This window comes from Kitasatospora sp. GP30 (genome assembly GCF_029892145.1).
Taxonomy (GTDB): Bacteria; Actinomycetota; Actinomycetes; order Streptomycetales; family Streptomycetaceae; genus Kitasatospora; species Kitasatospora acidiphila.
This window is the reverse complement of sequence record NZ_JARZAH010000050.1, coordinates 1-17509: the sequence shown is the minus strand read 5'-3', so window position 1 is coordinate 17509 and position 17509 is coordinate 1. Positions and strand designations below refer to the sequence as shown.

19 protein-coding genes and 1 pseudogene are annotated in these 17509 nt (G+C 72.5%); 11 read left to right on the top strand and 9 right to left on the bottom strand.

Annotation, left to right across the window (positions count from 1 at the left end):
* Window positions 1-29: 29 nt before the first annotated feature.
* The gene (locus P3T35_RS36615) at window positions 30-1556 is read right to left on the bottom strand and encodes an FAD-dependent monooxygenase (RefSeq protein ID WP_101378443.1); all 1527 of its coding nucleotides are present in this window, start codon (window positions 1554-1556) and stop codon (window positions 30-32) included.
* 120 nt (window positions 1557-1676) lie between these two features.
* Between P3T35_RS36615 and P3T35_RS36610 the strand changes: the two genes are divergently transcribed.
* From P3T35_RS36610 to P3T35_RS36600, 3 genes are all read left to right on the top strand, one after another.
* Window positions 1677-2327 carry a TetR family transcriptional regulator gene (locus tag P3T35_RS36610; RefSeq protein ID WP_280709338.1) on the top strand — a complete coding sequence of 217 codons (651 nt, stop codon included), beginning with the start codon at window positions 1677-1679 and terminating at the stop codon, window positions 2325-2327.
* A gap of 137 nt (window positions 2328-2464) precedes the next feature.
* The gene (locus P3T35_RS36605) at window positions 2465-3298 is read left to right on the top strand and encodes a GNAT family N-acetyltransferase (RefSeq protein WP_143676691.1); all 834 of its coding nucleotides are present in this window, start codon (window positions 2465-2467) and stop codon (window positions 3296-3298) included.
* A 51-nt stretch (window positions 3299-3349) separates the two neighbouring features.
* Window positions 3350-4000 (top strand): class I SAM-dependent methyltransferase, encoded by a 651-nt coding sequence (locus P3T35_RS36600; RefSeq protein ID WP_180356254.1) that lies wholly within the window; start codon window positions 3350-3352, stop codon window positions 3998-4000.
* Between the two features lie 57 nt (window positions 4001-4057).
* Here P3T35_RS36600 and P3T35_RS36595 read toward each other — a convergent pair whose 3' ends face one another.
* The gene (locus tag P3T35_RS36595) at window positions 4058-4576 is read right to left on the bottom strand and encodes a GNAT family N-acetyltransferase (RefSeq protein ID WP_101378445.1); all 519 of its coding nucleotides are present in this window, start codon (window positions 4574-4576) and stop codon (window positions 4058-4060) included.
* 24 nt (window positions 4577-4600) lie between these two features.
* Window positions 4601-5488 (bottom strand): SDR family NAD(P)-dependent oxidoreductase, encoded by an 888-nt coding sequence (locus tag P3T35_RS36590; RefSeq protein WP_101378446.1) that lies wholly within the window; start codon window positions 5486-5488, stop codon window positions 4601-4603.
* A gap of 92 nt (window positions 5489-5580) precedes the next feature.
* Between P3T35_RS36590 and P3T35_RS36585 the strand changes: the two genes are divergently transcribed.
* The 4 genes from P3T35_RS36585 (at window position 5581) to P3T35_RS36570 (ending at window position 9018) form a co-directional block, all read left to right on the top strand.
* The gene (locus tag P3T35_RS36585; RefSeq protein ID WP_101378447.1) at window positions 5581-6291 is read left to right on the top strand and encodes a TetR family transcriptional regulator; all 711 of its coding nucleotides are present in this window, start codon (window positions 5581-5583) and stop codon (window positions 6289-6291) included.
* 219 nt (window positions 6292-6510) lie between these two features.
* Window positions 6511-6954, top strand: a complete 444-nt coding sequence (locus tag P3T35_RS36580; RefSeq protein WP_101378448.1) for a BlaI/MecI/CopY family transcriptional regulator — start codon at window positions 6511-6513, stop codon at window positions 6952-6954.
* Window positions 6955-6957: 3 nt separating this feature from the next.
* The gene (locus P3T35_RS36575) at window positions 6958-7914 is read left to right on the top strand and encodes a M56 family metallopeptidase (protein WP_101378449.1); all 957 of its coding nucleotides are present in this window, start codon (window positions 6958-6960) and stop codon (window positions 7912-7914) included.
* Window positions 7915-8205: 291 nt separating this feature from the next.
* Window positions 8206-9018: a phosphatase PAP2 family protein gene (locus tag P3T35_RS36570; protein ID WP_101378450.1), complete on the top strand. Its 813-nt coding sequence runs from the start codon at window positions 8206-8208 to the stop codon at window positions 9016-9018.
* Window positions 9019-9156: 138 nt separating this feature from the next.
* Here the strand turns inward: P3T35_RS36570 and P3T35_RS36565 are convergent, their stop codons facing one another.
* Both P3T35_RS36565 and P3T35_RS36560 read right to left on the bottom strand, forming a co-directional pair.
* The gene (locus P3T35_RS36565) at window positions 9157-9750 is read right to left on the bottom strand and encodes an isochorismatase family protein (protein WP_101378451.1); all 594 of its coding nucleotides are present in this window, start codon (window positions 9748-9750) and stop codon (window positions 9157-9159) included.
* A gap of 120 nt (window positions 9751-9870) precedes the next feature.
* Window positions 9871-10686, bottom strand: a complete 816-nt coding sequence (locus P3T35_RS36560) for a PIG-L deacetylase family protein (RefSeq protein ID WP_101384754.1) — start codon at window positions 10684-10686, stop codon at window positions 9871-9873.
* Window positions 10687-10742: 56 nt separating this feature from the next.
* Here P3T35_RS36560 and P3T35_RS36555 point away from each other — a divergent pair, with 56 nt between their 5' ends.
* Window positions 10743-10871 carry a hypothetical protein gene (locus tag P3T35_RS36555; RefSeq protein WP_280709331.1) on the top strand — a complete coding sequence of 43 codons (129 nt, stop codon included), beginning with the start codon at window positions 10743-10745 and terminating at the stop codon, window positions 10869-10871.
* Window positions 10872-11040: 169 nt separating this feature from the next.
* Here the strand turns inward: P3T35_RS36555 and P3T35_RS36550 are convergent, their stop codons facing one another.
* Together P3T35_RS36550 and P3T35_RS36545 are read right to left on the bottom strand one after the other, a co-directional pair.
* Window positions 11041-11796: an MBL fold metallo-hydrolase gene (locus tag P3T35_RS36550; RefSeq protein WP_101384755.1), complete on the bottom strand. Its 756-nt coding sequence runs from the start codon at window positions 11794-11796 to the stop codon at window positions 11041-11043.
* 44 nt (window positions 11797-11840) lie between these two features.
* Window positions 11841-12500 (bottom strand): hypothetical protein, encoded by a 660-nt coding sequence (locus P3T35_RS36545; protein ID WP_101378452.1) that lies wholly within the window; start codon window positions 12498-12500, stop codon window positions 11841-11843.
* A 145-nt stretch (window positions 12501-12645) separates the two neighbouring features.
* Between P3T35_RS36545 and P3T35_RS36540 the strand changes: the two genes are divergently transcribed.
* Window positions 12646-13410, top strand: a complete 765-nt coding sequence (locus P3T35_RS36540; RefSeq protein WP_101378453.1) for an SDR family oxidoreductase — start codon at window positions 12646-12648, stop codon at window positions 13408-13410.
* A gap of 74 nt (window positions 13411-13484) precedes the next feature.
* Here the strand turns inward: P3T35_RS36540 and P3T35_RS36535 are convergent, their stop codons facing one another.
* Window positions 13485-14270 carry an alpha/beta fold hydrolase gene (locus tag P3T35_RS36535; protein WP_101378454.1) on the bottom strand — a complete coding sequence of 262 codons (786 nt, stop codon included), beginning with the start codon at window positions 14268-14270 and terminating at the stop codon, window positions 13485-13487.
* A gap of 114 nt (window positions 14271-14384) precedes the next feature.
* Here P3T35_RS36535 and P3T35_RS36530 point away from each other — a divergent pair, with 114 nt between their 5' ends.
* Complete coding sequence (locus tag P3T35_RS36530) at window positions 14385-14837, top strand: MarR family transcriptional regulator (RefSeq protein ID WP_280709326.1); 453 nt, start codon at window positions 14385-14387, stop codon at window positions 14835-14837.
* 87 nt (window positions 14838-14924) lie between these two features.
* On the opposite strand, the gene P3T35_RS36525 is transcribed toward P3T35_RS36530, so the two are convergent.
* On the bottom strand, window positions 14925-16100 hold the full coding sequence (locus tag P3T35_RS36525; RefSeq protein ID WP_180356255.1) for a DUF5954 family protein: 1176 nt from the start codon (window positions 16098-16100) through the stop codon (window positions 14925-14927).
* Between the two features lie 195 nt (window positions 16101-16295).
* Here P3T35_RS36525 and P3T35_RS36520 point away from each other — a divergent pair.
* A pseudogene (locus P3T35_RS36520) lies at window positions 16296-17419 on the top strand (alkene reductase).
* Window positions 17420-17509 lie beyond the last annotated feature (90 nt).

The following is a 17509-nucleotide window of genomic DNA, read 5'->3' as shown; positions in this document are numbered from 1 at the left end:
CACCGGCGCGGTGCGCATCTGACGCGGCCTCAGCGCAGGCCGTCGAACCAGGCGCGCACCGCGCCGCCGTCCCTGCCGCCGGCGATCAGGGCGATGTGGTTGTCCGGGCGGACCAGCACCAGCGCGTCCTCCTCGATGCCATAGGCGCGCCGGGCGTGCCCGCCGGCATCGTCGATGTCGTAGCCACCACCCTGCCCGGGCGCTCCCACCGCATGCGCCACCACCAGGTTGCCGTGGGCCGCCGTCACCTCGGCCAGTGCGCGCCCGGCGGTCGCGCCGAACCCGAGCAGCGTGAAGTGCGGCCCTGCGAACAGCTCGAACAGCCGCACCCGACTGCCGTCCGGCGCGGCGCAGGGTGCGTCGGGGGCCCGATCTCCCGGACGCAGCACGCCGGTTGCCCGCCCCGTCGCGAGCGAGCTCCAGCGATACCCCTGCCCCAGGGTCGGCACGGCGGCGGCTTCGACGCCCGTGCCTGGCTCCCGCACGGCGCGCATGGCCCGGTCCAGCCGCTCACTGGTCACCTCCAGGGTCCACGCCGCGATCGGGATCCGCTCCTCGTCATAGCTGTCCAGCAGCCGGCTGCCGGCCTGGCCCATGAGCACCAACGCCAGCTTCCAGCCCAGGTTGTAGGCGTCCTGGACGCCGGTGTTCATGCCGAGGCCGCCGGCGATCGGGTGCACATGGGCGGAGTCGCCGGCCAGGAAGACCCGCTCAGCTCGGAACCGGTCGGCCATCCGGACGTTGACCCGCCAGGTGGAGAGCCAGTCGGCGTCGCGCAGCCGGACCCCGGGCATCCCGGCGTAGCGGTCGAAGAGGCGCTGGAAGCCTTCCAGCGACGGCGGAAGCGGCTCGCCGTGCGCGTCCGGCTCCGGGCTCGCCTGGAGCTGGAACTGGTCGGTGCCCGGGATCGGCCACAGCATGATGCCGCCGTCGGCCGTGAACCACTGGTGCCAGTGGTCGCGGCCGAGACCGTCGGCGGCCACATCGCCGCAGACCATCGTCTGGGCCGGCCCGGTCCGGCCCTCGAAGGGGATCTCGAGGGTGCGCCGCACCAGGCTGTGTCCGCCGTCGCAACCGACCAGGTACCGGGCCCGGATCCGGCGGCCGTCGTCCAGTGTTGCGGTCACACCGTCCTCGTCCTGGGTGAACCCGGCGAGTTCGGCGCCGAGTTCGGGGTGCACCCGGCGTGTGGCGAGTCGGTCGCGAAGGATCTCCTCGAACCGCCACTGGCCTAGGAAGACCGGGCTATCGAACGGCGCCTCCGGGGTGGGCCGTTGGTCGGCGACGGGGTCGGTGTCATTCACGAAGGCGCCGTCGAAGTACTTGCGGTAGACCTGATGTGCGGTGCCCGCGGCCACGACCTGCTCGGCGACGCCGAGGTCCTCCAGGATCTCCAGGCTGCGCGGCTGCAGCGTCTTGCCGCGGGACTCCCGGTGGTAGGCGATGCGCCTGTCGATCAGGCGCACGGGGACGCCGTGGCGGGCCAGGTCGCAGGCAAGAGTGAGGCCGGTCGGCCCGGCGCCCACGATCAGCACAGCGGTCTGTTCTGTCGTCATCTGTCCTTTGCCCCTTGGACGTTCGGATGGCTCGGTGGGAACCACCCAACCTGCCCCGAGCAGAAAATGCAACTCGGTAATACATTTAACCGGGTTGCCCATCGTGCTAGCCTTGGCTCCATGGCCATGGCGAACGGATCCCCCGGACTGCGGGAGAGCAAGAAGCAACGCACCCATCAGCACCTGGCCGGGACGGCCCTGCGCCTCTTCCTCGCGCACGGCTTCGACGCGGTGTCGGTGGCCGATGTCGCCGCAGCCGCCGAGGTGTCCAAGCCGACCCTGTTCCGGTACTTCGCCGGCAAGGAGGACTTGGTGCTGTGCCGCTTCGCCGACCACCAGGACGAGGCGGCCCGGATCGTGCGGGCCCGCGCCACCGGCACCACGCCCGTGCAGGCATTGCACGAACACTTCCTGGCGGCCCTGCGCGACCATGACCCGATCACCGGGCTCTGCGACAGCCCCGAGGTGGTCGCCTTCCAGCACCTGCTCTACTCAACCCCCGCCCTGCAGAGTCGACTTCAGCACTACATGGACCGCGAGATCGAGCTCCTCGCCGAGGCCCTGCGGCCGGCCGCCCCCGACGGTCTCACTGCCCGACTGGCCGCCTGCCATCTGGTGACGGTCCGCCATGAGCTCGGGCAGCAGAACTGGCACCGCATCGCCGCCGGCCGGCCGGCGGCAGCCGTCCTCCCGGAGGCACTGGCCGACGCCGACCGTGCGTTCGGCATGCTGTCCGGCGGACTGGACGACTGCTTTCAGCAGCTAATTTGATCCCGATCATGCGTGCATCGGCCGGAGGCGCACCAGCGCAGTGGCGGGCGCTCGCCTCCGCCTGACCCCCGTCAGCTGAGGGGGAACCACCGTTCAGGGGCTGTCACTCAGGCACCGCCGTGTCCTACCGTCGCAACATGGGCGATGAGTTGCTCGACGCCGAGCGGTGCGCGCAGGCCGCCGCCGACCGCAGCGGTGTCACGGTGCGGGCGCTGGCCGGTCTTGCCGAGGTGCGGTCCGCGGCCGAACTGCTCAACCGGGTCTGGCAGGCGCAGCCCTCGGAGCCGGTGGTGCCACCCGCGGTGCTGCGGGCGTACGAGTACTCCGGCAACTACCTCGCGGGCGCGTTCCGGGGATCCCGGCTGCTGGCCGCCGCGGTGGGGTTCCTCAGCCCGGGTGACCGGTTGCACTCCGACGTGCTCGGCGTCCTGCCCGGTGAGCGCGGCACCGGGGTCGGCTTCGCGGTCAAACAGCACCAGCGCGCCTGGGCGTTGCGCCATGGACTGCACGAGGTGCGCTGGACCTTCGACCCGCTGGTGCGCCGCAACGCCCGGTTCAACCTGCGCAGCCTGGGAGCCGAGGCGGTGGCCTACCTACCGGACTTCTACGGACCGTTGAGCGACGGCCTGAACGTCCTGGAGGAGACCGACCGGCTCGCCGTCCACTGGCGCCTCACCTCCCGGCGGGCGACCCAGGCCGCGCGGCGCCGACTGCCCAAGCCCGACCGGGCGGTGCCGAGCGGCGCCGAACTGGCTGTCGACCACCAGGGCATCCCGGCATCCGCCACTCCTGACGCCCCCGCCCAACTGGTCGCAGTCCCGGCTGACATCGACCTGCTCCGCGCCAACGACCGCCCGGCCGCCGCGCACTGGCGCCGGGTGGTACGGACCGCGCTGACCGTGGCGCTGGCGGACGGCTACCGGATCGCCGACTTCACCAGCGACGGCTGCTACCTGCTGCTGCGGCACTGATCGGACGCCTTGCGCCACTTGAGCTGCGCGGGACGTGCGATACCGTCGACCATGGCCGATATCGATCAGCAGCTGGAGTACTGGGACACCACCGGCGCGGTGAAGACCTTCACCCACCCGGTGGCAGCGGAGTGGCTGACCGGGCTCGACGAGGATGCCCGGGTGCTCGACTACGGGTGCGGGTACGGGCGGTTGGCGGGGCGGCTCCAGGAGCTCGGCTTCCGCAGGATCGAGGGGGTGGACCTCTCCCCCGCCCTGGTGGCCCGGGCCGGCGCCACGTATCCCGGTGCCCGGTTCAGCGTGCTCACCGACCCGCCGCGGCTCGATCTCCCGGGCGGCGGCACGGACTTGGCCCTGCTGTTCGCCGTGCTCACCTGCATCCCCACCGACGAGGGCCAGCGCGGGGTGGTCGATGAACTGCGCCGGGTGCTGCGTCCCGGCGGGCTGCTGTACCTCAGTGACTACTGCCTCCAGCCGGACGAGCGCAACCAGGCCCGCTATGACCGGTTTTCGGCGGAGTACGGCAGCTACGGCGTTTTCGAGACCGGTGACGGCGCGGTCTGCCGTCACCACGCACCGGAGTGGCTGCGCGAGTTGCTCGCCGGGTTCGAGGTGGTCCGCACCCGAGAGATCGACGTCGCCACCATGAACGGCCACCCGGCACGGATCACCCAGTGGCTGCTCTCCCGAACGGACGTCTGAACAGCGCTCGGTGTGGCGTGCTCCCCGCACACCGCACCGACGCCACCGGGCCGTGGGCTACAGAGCCATCGAGTAGATCCGCACCGGCTGCCCCGAGCGTGAGACCGCGTCCCGCTCGTGGGCGAGGCCGGTCTTCTCCGCCACCCGCTGGGACGGCCTGTTCGCCGGATCGATGATGGCGATCAGCCGCTCCACCCGCAGGACGTCGCGGGCGAGATCACGGCAGGCGGCCGCCGCTTCGGCAGCCAGGCCCTGCCCCTGGAGCTCCGCCCGCACGTGGTAGCCGACCTCGATCTCGGTGACCCCCTCGATCAGTTGGGGCGTCAGTCCGCAGTCGCCCACGAACTCGCCGGTGTCCCGCAGGGTCAGCAGCCAGAGGCCGAACCCGCGCTCCCGGTAGAGCTCCTGGTTCCACTCGATCCAGCCCCGGGCCTGCCGGCGGTCCATCGGCTGCGGGTAGTAGCGCATCACGGCCGGATCGCCGAGCAGCGCCGCCATGTCGTCGAGGTCGTGGTCGGTCATCTGACGGAACGCCAGGCGGGCGGTGGGTTCAGGGATCAGGGGCTCGTGACTCATCCGTCATTGATACCCCCCGGACGCCTATCGCCGCTGCCCAATTTCCTGCGCGAGGCCCGCGAGGTCGACCGGGTAGTCCTGGCCGAAGTCGGCCGACCGGCTCACCGGCTCCCAGGCGGCCGCCTCGTCCAGCTGGCCGCGCGAGTAGTCCTGCGCCATCTGGACGGCACCGGCCCCGAGGAGGAGGTGGGAGGGCAGGTTCGGGTGCTTGACGAGGCGGACCAGGATCTCGCCGGCACGGTCGGGGTCGCCCGGGGCGGACATGCCGTTGAACAGGCGCACCATCTCGCCCACCGTCGACTCGTACTCCGGCGCGACCTCCGGGACCTTCATCGAGGCGCCGGCCCAGTCCGTGGCGAAGCCGCCCGGTTCCACGACCAGGCACCTGATGCCGAACGGCGCGGTCTCGGCCGCCAGCACCCGGGTGAAGCCGTCCACGGCGAACTTGGCCGCCTGGTAGGACCCGAGCCCGGGGTTGCCGCCGACGCGACCGCCGATGGAGGAGAACTGCACGATCGTCCCGCCGCCCTGCGCCCGGAGGACCGGGATCGCGGCCGTCGAGACGTTGTAGACGCCCCAGAAGTTGGTTTCGAACTGACGGCGGAAGTCGTCCTCGGACGTGCTCTCGATCGCCGAGGTGTTGGCGTATCCCGCGTTGTTGACCACCACGTCGACCCTGCCGAACTCCTCCCGCGCCGCGGTGAACGCGGCCCGGGCCGCGGCGGCGTCGGTGACGTCGAGCGCCACGGGGAGCACGCGGTCGCCGTACTTCTCGACCAGGTCGGCCAGCTGCTCGGGCCGGCGGGCCGTCGCGGCGACCTGATCGCCGGCCGCCAGGGCGGCGCCGGCGAGGGAGCGGCCGAAGCCGCGCGAGGAACCAGTGATGAACCAGGTGTGGGTGTGTGTACTCATACTCCTAGCGCAACACAGTTGCGTTATTAGCGCAACCTCGTTGCGGTAACTTTGGACTACTTACCGAAACCTTGTTTCGTTACGCTGGGGCCATGACCACGGCTGACTTCATACGAGCCCGTAGCCCCGAGGCCAAGCGCGCCCGCGAGGAGGCGATCCTCGCGGCGGCGGCACAGCTGGCGGGCGCGTACGGCGTCCGGGAGGTGACCGTGACCGCCATCGCCGACGAAGTCGGCATGCACAAATCCGCGATGCTGCGCTACTTCGAGACGCGCGAGGATATCTTCCTGCGCCTGGCGGCGAACGCCTGGCAGGACTGGTCAGCCGAGGTGCGCGGCCGGCTTGAGGCCATCACGCCCTGCCTCGCCGCCGGCGGGCAGGAGTGGGATCGGACCGCCCACTCGATCGCCGACGCCTTGGCCCGGTCGCTGGTGGCCCGCCCGTTGTTCTGCGACCTGCTGGCACACACCCCGCTGAACCTGGAACGCAACGTCTCCACCGAGAGCGTCCGGGCGTTCAAGAAGACCGCCATCGCAGAGGTCACGAAGATCAGTGCCACCCTGGGCACGGTCACTCCGCTCGGCCCCGACCAGGCACTCAACGTCGTGACGACCGCCACCTCGATGGCCGGATCCCTGTGGCAGATGGCCGCACCCGGCACGCGTCTGCGCGCCTTCTACGAGACCGACCCCGAGCTGGCCCACTCCGTCGTCGACGTCGAGCCCCGGCTGGCCGACATCCTGGCCGCCCTGCTCACCGGCTACGCCGCCGCTTCGGGGGCGGCGCGGGCACCGGAGCGCTGACCAAGCGCTTGCTCGGGGCCCCTGACCTCGGCACAGGCCCCCGATCAAGCGCCTGTTCATCCCGGGCCCACCGCCACGCTGCCCGCTCCCCCACCTGCCCGTACTGCCGGTGCGGCCTGACGGCGCGCCATACTGACCGTGCATGACCAGTCACCGTCCCCACGGCGCTTCCGGTGGGCGGTGGCGGGTAGCCATCCCCGGGCAGGGAGAGGTGCGGAGATGACGGAGCGACAGGTCCCGGGCGGGCGCCGGGCGGCCGGGCAGCTGGAGGGCGTGGTGCTGGCCGTGCTCTGGGCAGCCGGCGGCCCGCTGACCGCGTCCCAGGTGAACACCCTGCTGCCCGGCGACCTCGCCTACACCACGGTGGTCACCATCCTGTCCCGCCTGCACGACAAGGGCACCCTGCGCCGCGAGCGGGTCGGCCGCGGCTACGCCTACGCCCCGGTGCGGGACGAGGCGGCGCACACCGCCAGCCAGATGCACTCGCTGCTGCAGCGCGGTTCGGACCGCGGGGCGGTACTGGCCCGGTTCGTCTCGGACCTCACCGACGAGGACGAGGAACTGGTGCAGCGCCTGCTCGCCGCGCACGGCGACACGGGCCACGGCGCCGCGGGCCATGCCGATGCGGGCCACCGCGACGGCCACAGCACCCCGAAGGGCTGAGCGGTGGGCCCCAGTTTCCTCGCCCCGCTCATAGTCAGCGGCACCCTGGCCCTTGCCGCACCCCGCCTGGCCACCCGGTTGGCGCCCCGCCCGGCCGCCTGGGCGCTCGCCACCGCCGGCGCGTCGGCCGCGACGACCTGGCTGGGCGCCCTGGCGCTGCTGGCGTTCACGGGCTTCGGGCAGATCCGGGCGGTGGCCGACCGGGGGCTCTGGTCGGTCTGGTACCTGCGCAGCCAGGAGCCGGTCAGCCGGCTGGGGGCGGGCCTGTGCGGCCTGCTGCTGCTCCTCGGGGTGGCCCTGGTGCTGCGCGCCTCCTGGCGGCGCGGCCGGGTGCTGCTGCAAGCCCGGCACCGCTGCCGCACCCTGCCGGTCTCCGGCGACCTGGCGGTCCTCGACGATCCGGTCCCCGAGGCGTTCGCGCTGCCCGGCGCCCCCGGGCGGGTGGTGGTGTCCACGGGGATGCTGCGCGTGGTGGCGGGGGTCGAGCTGGCCGCGTTGATGGCTCATGAGCGGGCCCATCTGCGCCATCGCCACCACCGCTTCCTCCTCGCCTACCAGCTGTGCGCCGCCGCCTGCCCGCTGCTGCGCCCACTGGCCCGGGAGGGCGCCTTCGCCGTCGAGCGCTGGGCGGACGAGGAGGGGGCCATGGCGGTCGGCGACCGGGCCGCCATGGCCCGTGCCGTGGGGCGGGCCGCACTGGCCCGCAAGGCCGACCCCGGGCCGCAGGCGCTGCCGGCGGCCACCGGCGGTCCGGTGCCGCGCCGGATGCGGGCGCTGCTCGCGCCGCCGCCGGCCACCCGCCGGGCGCCGCTGGCCGCCGCGGCGACGCTGGCGCTAGGGTGCCTGGTCAGCCTTGGGTTCGCCGCGCACACCACGGAGGACCTGTTCCGGGCGGCGCGGCACGCCTACGTCCAGCGGCACTCGGGGGCCGCCGCCGACGCCAACGGCGGCCGCGACTGAGCAACCGGCCGCACCAGCGCCCGAACCATGGCGCCGCGACCGGCGTCCTCATTCCCAGGACTTCATTCCCAGGACTTCCAGACTGCCTCGGCCGTCGCTTCCCGGCCGGAAAGTGACGCGGCCCTGAACACGAACTACTACACGCTGTAGATTGACCTTTCGTGCCCGGCCCGGGCGCGACCCGCGAATGGCTCCACGAGCGATTCATACTGCCACCGACGGTGCTCGGCGGACAGACCTGCCCGCCGAGCAGGTCCGCGTCGCCGCTCACCCCGACGACCAGGACCTGCCATGACGCTCACGCCCACCACCCGACCACCGACCGCGGAGGCCGCGGCGGCCCCGGCCGGTAGACCGGGGCGCCGCGGCCTGCTGCCCGCCGGCTGGATCCGGGTCGGCCGGCCCGCGTGGTGGGCCGAGCTGGCGCTGATCGTCGTGGGCTGGATGCTCTACAACGACACCCGCAACGCGGTGCCCACTCACCGGGACGCGGCGCTGCGGCGGGCGGGCGAGGTGCTGAGTTTCGAGAAGCACCTGCACCTGAGCTTCGAGCAGTGGGCCAACCACACCGCCGACCACACCACCTGGCTGATCGTCGGGATGAACTACTACTACGCCACGCTCTACCTGGTCGGCCTGATCGGCGTGCTGCTCTGGCTCTACTGGCGCCACCCGGAGCAGTACCGGGCCGCCCGGACCGCGCTCTGCGTCACCTCGGGCTCCGCGCTGCTCGGGTTCTACTTCTTCGCGCTGGCCCCGCCGCGCTTCCTGGCCAACGCGGGCTTCATCGACACGGTGGTGAAGCACCACACCTGGGGCTCCTGGGCGTCCGGTTCGGTGGACACCGTCTCCAACCAGTACGCCGCGATGCCGTCCATCCATGTGGCCTGGGCGTCGTGGTGCGGCATCGTGATGTTCCGGCTCGCCAAGAACCGGCTGGTGCGGGCGCTGGGTGTGCTGTTCCCGCTGACCACGTTCTCGGTGATCGTCTGCACCGGCAACCACTTCGAGGCCGACGCCGTGGCGGGCGCGACGATCGCGTTCCTCGGCTTCGGTGTGCAGCGGCTGCTCACCGGCCGCCCGGCCTTCCCACCGCGCGGCTGACGCGCCACCGCCCGCAGGCATCGCCCTCCCCGGAGACCACCGGGGAGGGCGATGTGCTTTTCGGGCATTGTGCCTTTCGGGCATTGTGCCTTTCGGGCAATGTGCTTCGCAGGGATAGCAAAGGGCGGCAGGGCAGGGTCAGACGAGCACCACCGGCGCACCGGTCAGCTCGATGCCGGCATCCCGCATCTCGGCCAGCGCGGCCTCGGTGCTGTCGTGGGCGACGCCGGCCGTGTAGTCGAGCAGCACCCGGGCTTCGAAGCCGGCCTTGACGCCGTCCAGCGCGGTCGCCTTCACACAGTGGTCGGTGGCGATGCCGACCACGTCGATCTTGCTGACCTGGTGGGCGTGCAGCCAGGCGGCGAGCCCGGTGCCGTCCACCGCCGCGCCCTCGAAGCCGCTCTTGGAGGCGGAGTGCGTGCCCTTGTAGAACACCTCGTCGACCGCCCCCGACGCCATCGCGGGCTGGAAGGCGGGGTGGAACTCACTGCCGGCGCTGCCGGCCACGCAGTGCACGGGGAAGGAGTCGCGGAAGTCCGGGTGGTCGGAGAAGTGTCCGCCCGGGTCGATGTGGTGATCACGGGTGGCCACCACGTGCGTGTACCGCGCGCCCCGGGCCCGGTTGGCCAGCGCGGCGATCGCACCGGCCCGCTCCGCGCCGCCCTTCACCGGAACGCTCCCTCCTTCACAGAAGTCCTTCTGTACGTCTACGACGATCAGTGCACGGTGCACGTCAGCCCCTTCCGCCCTGGAACCTGAGGTTCCATCCGTGCCCCACCTTTTCCGGGCAGGCGCGGTATCTGACGGGTATTCACCCGACTGGCGCCATCCGGCTGGCGCTTCCGGCGACCGTCACGCACGCCCCGCCCGCGCCCCGCGTACCACCGGCTGGAAGATGTCACCGAGCGGCTCGCGCCCGCCCTCCGCGCCCACCTCGACGTACCACTCCCGCCCGAGCAGCAGCCCGAACAGCGGCGCCGGCATCCGGACCAGCCCCCGCATCACCGGAGCCAGCCGGCCGGTCCCCGACACCTGCGAGCGGTGCGCGGCCAGCGCCCGCTGCTTCTGCCCGGCGTAGCGCCGCACGTCGATCCGGTGGGTGATCGCCGACCGCGGCGTGAAGGCGTTGCCCAGCACCTCGGGGTCGTAGCGGAACGGGATGCGCAGCAGCCGGATCGCCCGGACCAGCCGGGCCACCCCCTCGCGCGGCAGCGTGCCCTCCAGTACCCGCCCTACGCCTGCCGGTTCGGCGGCCAGCCGGCCGACCTGGTGCACCTTGACGTGGTCCCGGTGCCCGTAGCCGCCCGCCGCGTCATAGCTGAGCAGCAGCTCGGCCTTCTCCTCGCGCAGGATGGCGGCCAACTTCGCTGCGGCATCTGCCGGTTCGGCGCGGGCGAAGCGGATGCGATCCGGCGGGTCGGGGTAGAGCACCGGGCCGTGCCCGCTGTCCGCGTAGCCCAGATGCACCACCCGGGCCACGCCCAACACCTCGGCGCTGGCCCGTAGTTCGGCCAGCCGCGGCGACTCCCCCGGGCCGTGCTCGCCGATCTGGTCGGTGGCCACCACGACCACCACCCGGTGCCCCGCCGCGGCGGCTCGCGCCAACGTGCCGCCGGTCAGCAGCACTTCGTCATCCGGATGGGCGTGGAAAGCCACGACGGTTGCCATGGCGGCATTGTGCCGCACCCGGCCGCAAGATCGTTCGCTGCGCCCAGGGTTCCGGCATGACCAGTGTGCAACGCGAACGCCTGCACCTGACCTTCACCGAGGACGCGGAGCTCTATGCCAAGGTGCGCCCCGGCTACCCGGCAGCTTCGCACCCTCGGTGCTCCGGCGGTACGACTGGGAGCTGACCTACACCGCCGAGGAGTACCTGAACCTGCTGCACAGCTACTCGGGCCACCGGGCGCTGGCGCCGGCCGCGCGTGCCGCCCTACTGGGCTGCCTCGGCGACCTGATCGACCGTCGGCACGGCAGCCGGATCACCAAGCGCTGTCTGACCCGGCTGCTGCTCGCGCCGTCTCAGCTGAGCCCGCGCTCGGCGGCGGCCCGGGCCGCGTTCCGCCGGGCGATGGCGACGGCCTCGGTGATGGGCAGGTTGGCGGGTTCGCCGTGCCCGGGCAGGATGACGTCGACGTCCAGGGTCTCGAAGGCGGCGAGGGTGGCGTGCGCCTCGGGCTCCGAGTGGGTGAAGAACCAGGGGATCAGCTGCGGGCCGTCGATCGGGGACAGCGCGTGCCCGGTCACCAGTGCGTCACCGGTGACCAGGGCCCCCGGTCCGGGCAGGTGGAAGGCGAGATGGCCGGTGGTGTGCCCGGGGGCCGGGAGTGCGACCGGTCCGCCGGGCAGGTCGAGGGGGCCCGGCGGGATCGGGGTGGCGTCCGGGATCGTGGGGTCGTCCAGTGCTCCGACCCGCAGCACTCGCTCCATCCACGGCAGCAGCAGCTCCTGCGGCGCCTTCTGCACGTCCGCCACCGTCGCCTGTTCGAGGAACTCCCGCCGGGCGTGCCGCACTTCGACGTCTCCCGTGTACACCGGGATACCGAACCGGCGGTGCAGGTCCTTGACGGCACCCATGTGGTCGACGTGCGCATGGGTCAGCAGCACCGCCTGGACGTCCTGCGGGCGGCAGCCCAGCGAGCGGATCGACTCCTCGACGGCCGGCGCGTCCCCGGGCCAGCCGCCGTCGATCAGCGTGAGATCCCGGCCGTCCCGCAGGATGATCCAGTTGACGGCCGTGCCTTCGAAAGAGAAGACGTTCTGCGCTACTTCGGTCATGGCGACCATTGTGCCCGCCCAGGTGTCAACGCTTCTGCACCGCATCAAGCGTCATGAGGGGCCTCGCCCGCCACGACGGTCACCGGGATGCCGTCTCCCGCCGCCTGGGCCAGCCGGTCGTGGAGGGCCTGCGAGGCCGCCCCCTGGGCGGTGGTGGTCACTTGGACGCCCGAGGCGTCGCTGGCGGGCCCGATGGTGTAGAGCGGGAAGCCGAGCAGCGTCGGCATCAGCTTGGCGACCCGGCCGGCCGCACTGACCAGCGTCTGCTTGCTGTACCGGCAGGCGTACAGGTCGAGCCTGCTCAGGTCGATGTCCGGGTGGGCCTTCTTGGCTGCTGCGGCCAGAGCTTGTCCTTTGGTCAAGTCCGTGACGCAGAGGGCGACATGGCCCCTCGGGTAGTCGGTGATCTGCGAACCGTAGACATCGGCGTAGTCGCCGGTCCCCTGCTCGCCGACGGCCTGGGTCAGCGCCTCCGCCTCCGGGGTGTTCCCGGGCGTCGAGTCCTGGCCGGTGGGCGGCGCGGTGAGCGGCGCGGTGGGCGGCGCGGTGAGCAGCGCGCTCTGCCACTCGGCCGCGGTCGGGCAGGACCTCGCGCCCGCGCTCTGGGCGGGCTCCTGCTGAGGCCCGTGTGCCACCGGACTTCCGCAGCCCGCGAGGGCGGCGGCGATGAGTAGGAGCAGCGCGGCGTTGAGGTTACGGGGCAAGGTCGACTCCGAGGACTTCCGAGTTCCACTATGTGGTCCTCCCTATGATGTGCCCACGCGCTGGGCGGTTCCACCGGCCGATCTGACGATCCGTGAGGACCGTAGGATCGTGATCATCATCAGCTGATCGGGGCAGGGGGAAACGATGACGGAACGGCTCGCAGTGGTGTCGGGCGGCGGCACGGGGATCGGCAAGGCGATCGCCCGCCGGCTGGCCGGCGACGGGCACCGGGTGGTGATCCTGGGGCGGCGCACCGAGGTGCTGGAACGGGCCCGCGAGGAGATCGACGAGGCGGTGGGTGCCGCCCGAGTGGTGCCGGTCGGCGTCGACCTGACGGACGCTCGGCAGGTCGAGACGGCCGTCGGGCGGATCGCCCCGCTCGGCCCGGTGGACGTGCTGGTCAACAACGCCGGCGCCGTGATCACCGCCCCCGCCGACGACTCGCTGCCCGCGCTCGCCGAGGCCTGGCGGCGCGACCTGGACACCAACCTGGTGACGGCCGTGCTGCTGACCACCGCACTGCAGGACCGGCTGCGCCGCCCCGGCGGCCGACTGATCGTGATCAGCTCCGCCGCTGCCCAGCGCGGTGGCGCCGGCTCGCACTCGGCCGGCTCGTACGCCGCCGCGAAGGCCGCGCTGCACGGGTGGGCGTTCGGCCTGACCCGGCAGCTCGGCCCGGACGGCATCACGGTGAACGTGCTGGCGCCCGGCTACGTCGCCGACACCGAGATCTTCGGCGACCGCTGGAGCGAGCGCTTCCACGCCGAGAAGGTCGCGGACACCCTGGTCGGCCGCGCCGGCACCCCGGAGGACGTGGCGGCCGCCGTCGCCTACCTCGGCTCCCCCGAGGCGGGCTATCTCACCGGCCAGGTGATCGGCCTCAACGGCGGTGCCGTGCTGGGGCGGTAGCGTTCGTCCGGCCCCGCGATATTCGGCGCCAGGCCGTAGTTGCCGCTGCTGTACCCGCTACGCGCTACCCGCGGTCACCCGGCCAGGAACTCCGCCGCGCGGGCGCCCCAGGTGCGGATGTCGGCGAGGTCGCGGGAGATGTGCGCCGCGGCGCCGGGGAGCAGCTCGGCGAGGGCCTCGGCGGTGGCGACCGGATGGCTCGGGTCAGTGTCCCAGGCCAGCACCAGTGTGGGGTGCGGCAGTTGACGCAGGGCCTGCGGGTCGGGCAGGTCGTTGGCGGCGGCCGCGCGCAGCACGGTCGGCATCAGCTCCTGCGACACGTCGAAGACCGGCGGGAAGTCGGTGTCGGCCAGGATCGGGGGCCGACCGAGGCGCATCGCGGTGACCAGGGCGGTCTTGCCCTGCTGCTCCACGCTCCGCGCGGCGGCGCGCAGGCCCTCGCGGCGGCCTTCCCTGGCCTGCCAGGCGACGCCGGGCATGGCCAGCACCAGCCGGTCGAAGCGCTCGGGCTCCGCCAGAGCGGCGTGGAGCACGGTGGCCGCGCCCATCGAGGAGCCGATGGCGTGGACCCGGTCGCCGGGGGCGAGGTGGTCGCAGAGCGCCCGGAGGTCGTCGGCGAGCGCCGGGTAGGCGTAGTCGGCCTCGACCGGGCGGCCGGTGGATTCGCCGTGGCCGCGGGCGTCGTACTCGACCAGGCGCAGCCCTGCGGCGGCGATCGGCGACCAGTCCAGGAACCCCGACCGCCGCTCGTGGTCGCGGCTGGAGAGGGCGCCGTGGGCGTAGACCGCGAGCGGGCCGGTCCCGGTGCTGCGGTAGGCGAGGCGGGCGTGCGGGACGTCCAGGGTCTGCGAAGCGGGCATGGCGGCGTGGTCCTTCCCAGGGCAAGCCGGAGATCAACAATGTCACGATCATCATCAAGACCTTGACGACTGTCAATCCACTTGCGCACCCGCATCGGCTTGTACCATCTGCCCATGGGAATGCCGGTCAGTGAACGCCTCGGAATCGACATCCGCCACGCCGAGCAGGAGCTGATGGCGGCGAAGCGGGCCGCTGTGGACCCGGCCGGGCTCACCGTGCCGCAGTACGCCACGCTCTTCGTGCTCGCCGAGAACTCCGGTATCAGCGGCGCCGCACTGGCCCGAGCGTGCAACGTCACGCCGCAGGCGATGGCCGTGGTGCTGAAGAACCTCACCGACCGCGGTCTGGTCGAGCGCGCCCCGCACCGCTGGCACGGGAACGTGCTGGAGACCCGCCTCACCGAAGCCGGCCGCACCGCACTCGAGTTGGCGGACGCCCGGGCCAGCGCCATCGAGCAGGCCATGGCCGATGAGCTGACCGCGGCGGAGCGCGAGCAACTGCGCGCCCTGCTGGGCCGCTGCACGGCGGCGATCCAGCGTGCCGCCGGGGAGCAGCGCCCGGGCTAGGACGCGCTGCTGCGCTCGTCCTCACATCGTCGTCAGTCGCCGTGCAGTCGTCGGTCGGTCGCCGTGCAGTCGTCGGTCAGTCGCCGTTCAGTCGTGGGTCGAGTCCGACTCGCCCGCCGCCTCACCCGCCGCCTGGTCCTGCGCCGGACCGTCCGGCAGCGGGAGGGCCGGCTTGCCGCGCCGCGCCATTTCGGCCTCGAAGAGCTGCTGGAACTCCTTGGCCGGGCCGTTCAGCACGATCGGTGAGTCCTCGTCCAGATCGATGCCCTGGGCGCGCAGCTTCTGGTCCGCCACCATCACCGGATCCTCCGGGTCCGGGTCGGACGGGCGCGGCCCCTCCGGCCCGTCGGGGCCGAACCGGACCATCCGTTCGACCCGGATGATCCTCAGGAACCGGTCCTCGACGGTCAGTTCGTTGCAGCCGGTGCTCTCCAGCACCTCGGCCGCCGCCGCATACGCCTCGCGCTCCTCCTGGGAGAGCCCGCGGTAGACCGGGTCGGCCACCCGCAGGTGCATCGAGAGCACGTCCCGGGCCCGGAACGGCGTGGGGCAGTCCACGATGCCGGCCGGCACCCACTTGCCCCACTGCCGCTCGGCGACCGAGAACGCCGCGGGCAGCAGCACCACGCCGGGGTGGGTGTGGCCGGCCTTCACCGCGTCGTCGTAGGTGGCGGTCGAGGTGCGGGCCCGTCCCGGGACCAGCTGGATCAGGTCGGTCTTGAGGATGCCCTCGGACATGCCGGTCGGCACGGTGGGGTCGAGGACGAAGTCCTCCGCCGGGTCCGGACCGCCGGTCCGGCCGCGCAGCTCCGGGTCGTCCGGGTCGTCGAAGTCGCTGGAGCGCGGCGGCTCCGGCCCGTCCGGCCCGGTGCGGATGAACCGCTCCACCCGGATCACCCGGTAGCGGCCGTCCAGCTCCACCTCGTCGATCTTCTCCCACTCCAGCCGCTCGGCGATCGCCAGGTACCGCTGCTGGGTCTCGGTGTCGCCGGCCTCGGCCGCCTCGGCCGCCTGCTGGCGGGCCAGCATGCCCATCACCTCGCGGGTTCCCTGCGGGGTGAGCCCGAGGCTCGACACGACTTGCCAGCCGCCCTCCTCGCGCTCCCGGGCCACCGTGTACATCGGACTGCCCGCCGAATGCAGGTCGGGGTATCCGTCGCGTGCCTGCCATGCCTCGACATCCGCGAGCTCCGCCGCCGGACCGTCCGGCGTGGTCACCCGGATGGTCAGGTAAGCAGGAGCGCTGTCAGCGAAGTTCACCATGGCGCACATGATGGAACCGCCCTGCCCTCGATCCGCAGTCGAATGCCCCGATTGTCCCCCGAAGGTGGCATTGGCACCGGATGCGGGCGCGCCGGCCGCAACGGGTGCACGATCATCGGGAGTTTCCGCCTGCCCCTCCCCCGGCTCCGCCCAACAGTTGAATCTGACACAGGTGTCAGGTTCTACGGTTCCGGCATGACGACCAGCACCCAAGCCCCGCTGCTCTTCCAGCCCACCACCCTCGGCCCGCTGGAGCTCCCCAACCGCCTGGTGATGGCCCCGATGACGCGCACCCGGGCCGGAGCCGACGGCGTGCCGCAGCCGATCACGGCGACCTACTACACCCAGCGCGCCTCCGCCGGTCTGATCATCGCAGAGGCCAGCACGCCGAACGCGGTCGGCCAGACCTACGCCAACATCCCGGGCATCCACACCCCGTCGCAGGTCGCCGGCTGGCGCACCGTCACCGAGGCCGTCCGGGCGGCCGGCGGCCGGATGTTCCTGCAGCTCCAGCACGGCGGCCGGATCGGGCACCCGGAGAACAGCGGGCTGCACCCGCTGGCCCCCTCCCCGATCGCACTGCCCGGCACCATCCACACTCCGAGCGGCCACCAGGACACGGTGGTACCAGGGGAAATGACCGCGGGTCAGATCCGGGAGACCGTCGCCGACTTCGCCACCGCCGCCCGCAACGCCCTGGCGGCCGGTTTCGCGGGCGTGGAGGTGCACGCGGCCAACGGCTACCTGCTGCACCAGTTCCTGGCGCGGAACACCAACCACCGCACCGACGAGTACGGCGGCCCGGTGGCGAACCGGATCCGCTTCGTGGTGGAGGTGGTCCGCGCCGTGGCGGCGGCCATCGGCCCGGAGCGGGTGGGCCTGCGGGTGGCCCGGGCGTGACCGCGAACGACATCGAGGAGGGCGACACCGCGGACATCTACCGCGCACTGATCCCGGCCCTGGCGGGCGACCGGCTGGCCTACCTGCACGTGGTCTTCGCGGACCCGGACGCGGACGTCTACCAGCAGATCCGCCGCGACTGGCCCGGCACCCTGATCGCCAACCCGGCGCTCGGCCGGGGCGGTGCGCTGCCCGCGGACGGCGGCCGCGCCGCCGCCGAGCGGCTGCTGGCGGCCGGGGCCGACCTCATCGCCTTCGGCCGCGGCTTCCTCGCCAACCCCGACCTGGTGGCACGGCTGCGGACCGGCGCACCGCTCAACGAGGTGCGCGGCCACCAGATGTACGCCGGCGGCACCGAGGGCTACACCGACTACCCGACCCTGGCGGCCGCCGACCCGATCACCGAGCCAGTCGCCTAGCTGTACTGACCACGGAGGTTGGTGACAGGGGTCACGGCGCGGTGATCTTGAAATGAGTGAGGGCCTTCTGGCTCGGTGTGGATTGCGACA

What these genes read in the sequence shown, in the direction of transcription:
- P3T35_RS36580 (WP_101378448.1), top strand. Translation starts at nt 6,511, where the DNA reads ATGACGGAGCGACAGGTCCCGGGCGGGCGCCGGGCGGCCGGGCAGCTG.
- P3T35_RS36610 (WP_280709338.1), top strand. Translation starts at nt 1,677, where the DNA reads ATGGCCATGGCGAACGGATCCCCCGGACTGCGGGAGAGCAAGAAGCAA.
- P3T35_RS36560 (WP_101384754.1), bottom strand. Translation starts at nt 10,686, where the DNA reads ATGGCAACCGTCGTGGCTTTCCACGCCCATCCGGATGACGAAGTGCTG.
- P3T35_RS36535 (WP_101378454.1), bottom strand. Translation starts at nt 14,270, where the DNA reads ATGCCCGCTTCGCAGACCCTGGACGTCCCGCACGCCCGCCTCGCCTAC.
- P3T35_RS36605 (WP_143676691.1), top strand. Translation starts at nt 2,465, where the DNA reads ATGGGCGATGAGTTGCTCGACGCCGAGCGGTGCGCGCAGGCCGCCGCC.
- P3T35_RS36590 (WP_101378446.1), bottom strand. Translation starts at nt 5,488, where the DNA reads ATGAGTACACACACCCACACCTGGTTCATCACTGGTTCCTCGCGCGGC.
- P3T35_RS36555 (WP_280709331.1), top strand. Translation starts at nt 10,743, where the DNA reads ATGACCAGTGTGCAACGCGAACGCCTGCACCTGACCTTCACCGAGGAC.
- P3T35_RS36595 (WP_101378445.1), bottom strand. Translation starts at nt 4,576, where the DNA reads ATGAGTCACGAGCCCCTGATCCCTGAACCCACCGCCCGCCTGGCGTTC.
- P3T35_RS36570 (WP_101378450.1), top strand. Translation starts at nt 8,206, where the DNA reads ATGACGCTCACGCCCACCACCCGACCACCGACCGCGGAGGCCGCGGCG.
- P3T35_RS36585 (WP_101378447.1), top strand. Translation starts at nt 5,581, where the DNA reads ATGACCACGGCTGACTTCATACGAGCCCGTAGCCCCGAGGCCAAGCGC.
- P3T35_RS36615 (WP_101378443.1), bottom strand. Translation starts at nt 1,556, where the DNA reads ATGACGACAGAACAGACCGCTGTGCTGATCGTGGGCGCCGGGCCGACC.
- P3T35_RS36530 (WP_280709326.1), top strand. Translation starts at nt 14,385, where the DNA reads ATGGGAATGCCGGTCAGTGAACGCCTCGGAATCGACATCCGCCACGCC.
- P3T35_RS36600 (WP_180356254.1), top strand. Translation starts at nt 3,350, where the DNA reads ATGGCCGATATCGATCAGCAGCTGGAGTACTGGGACACCACCGGCGCG.
- P3T35_RS36550 (WP_101384755.1), bottom strand. Translation starts at nt 11,796, where the DNA reads ATGACCGAAGTAGCGCAGAACGTCTTCTCTTTCGAAGGCACGGCCGTC.
- P3T35_RS36525 (WP_180356255.1), bottom strand. Translation starts at nt 16,100, where the DNA reads ATGGTGAACTTCGCTGACAGCGCTCCTGCTTACCTGACCATCCGGGTG.
- P3T35_RS36540 (WP_101378453.1), top strand. Translation starts at nt 12,646, where the DNA reads ATGACGGAACGGCTCGCAGTGGTGTCGGGCGGCGGCACGGGGATCGGC.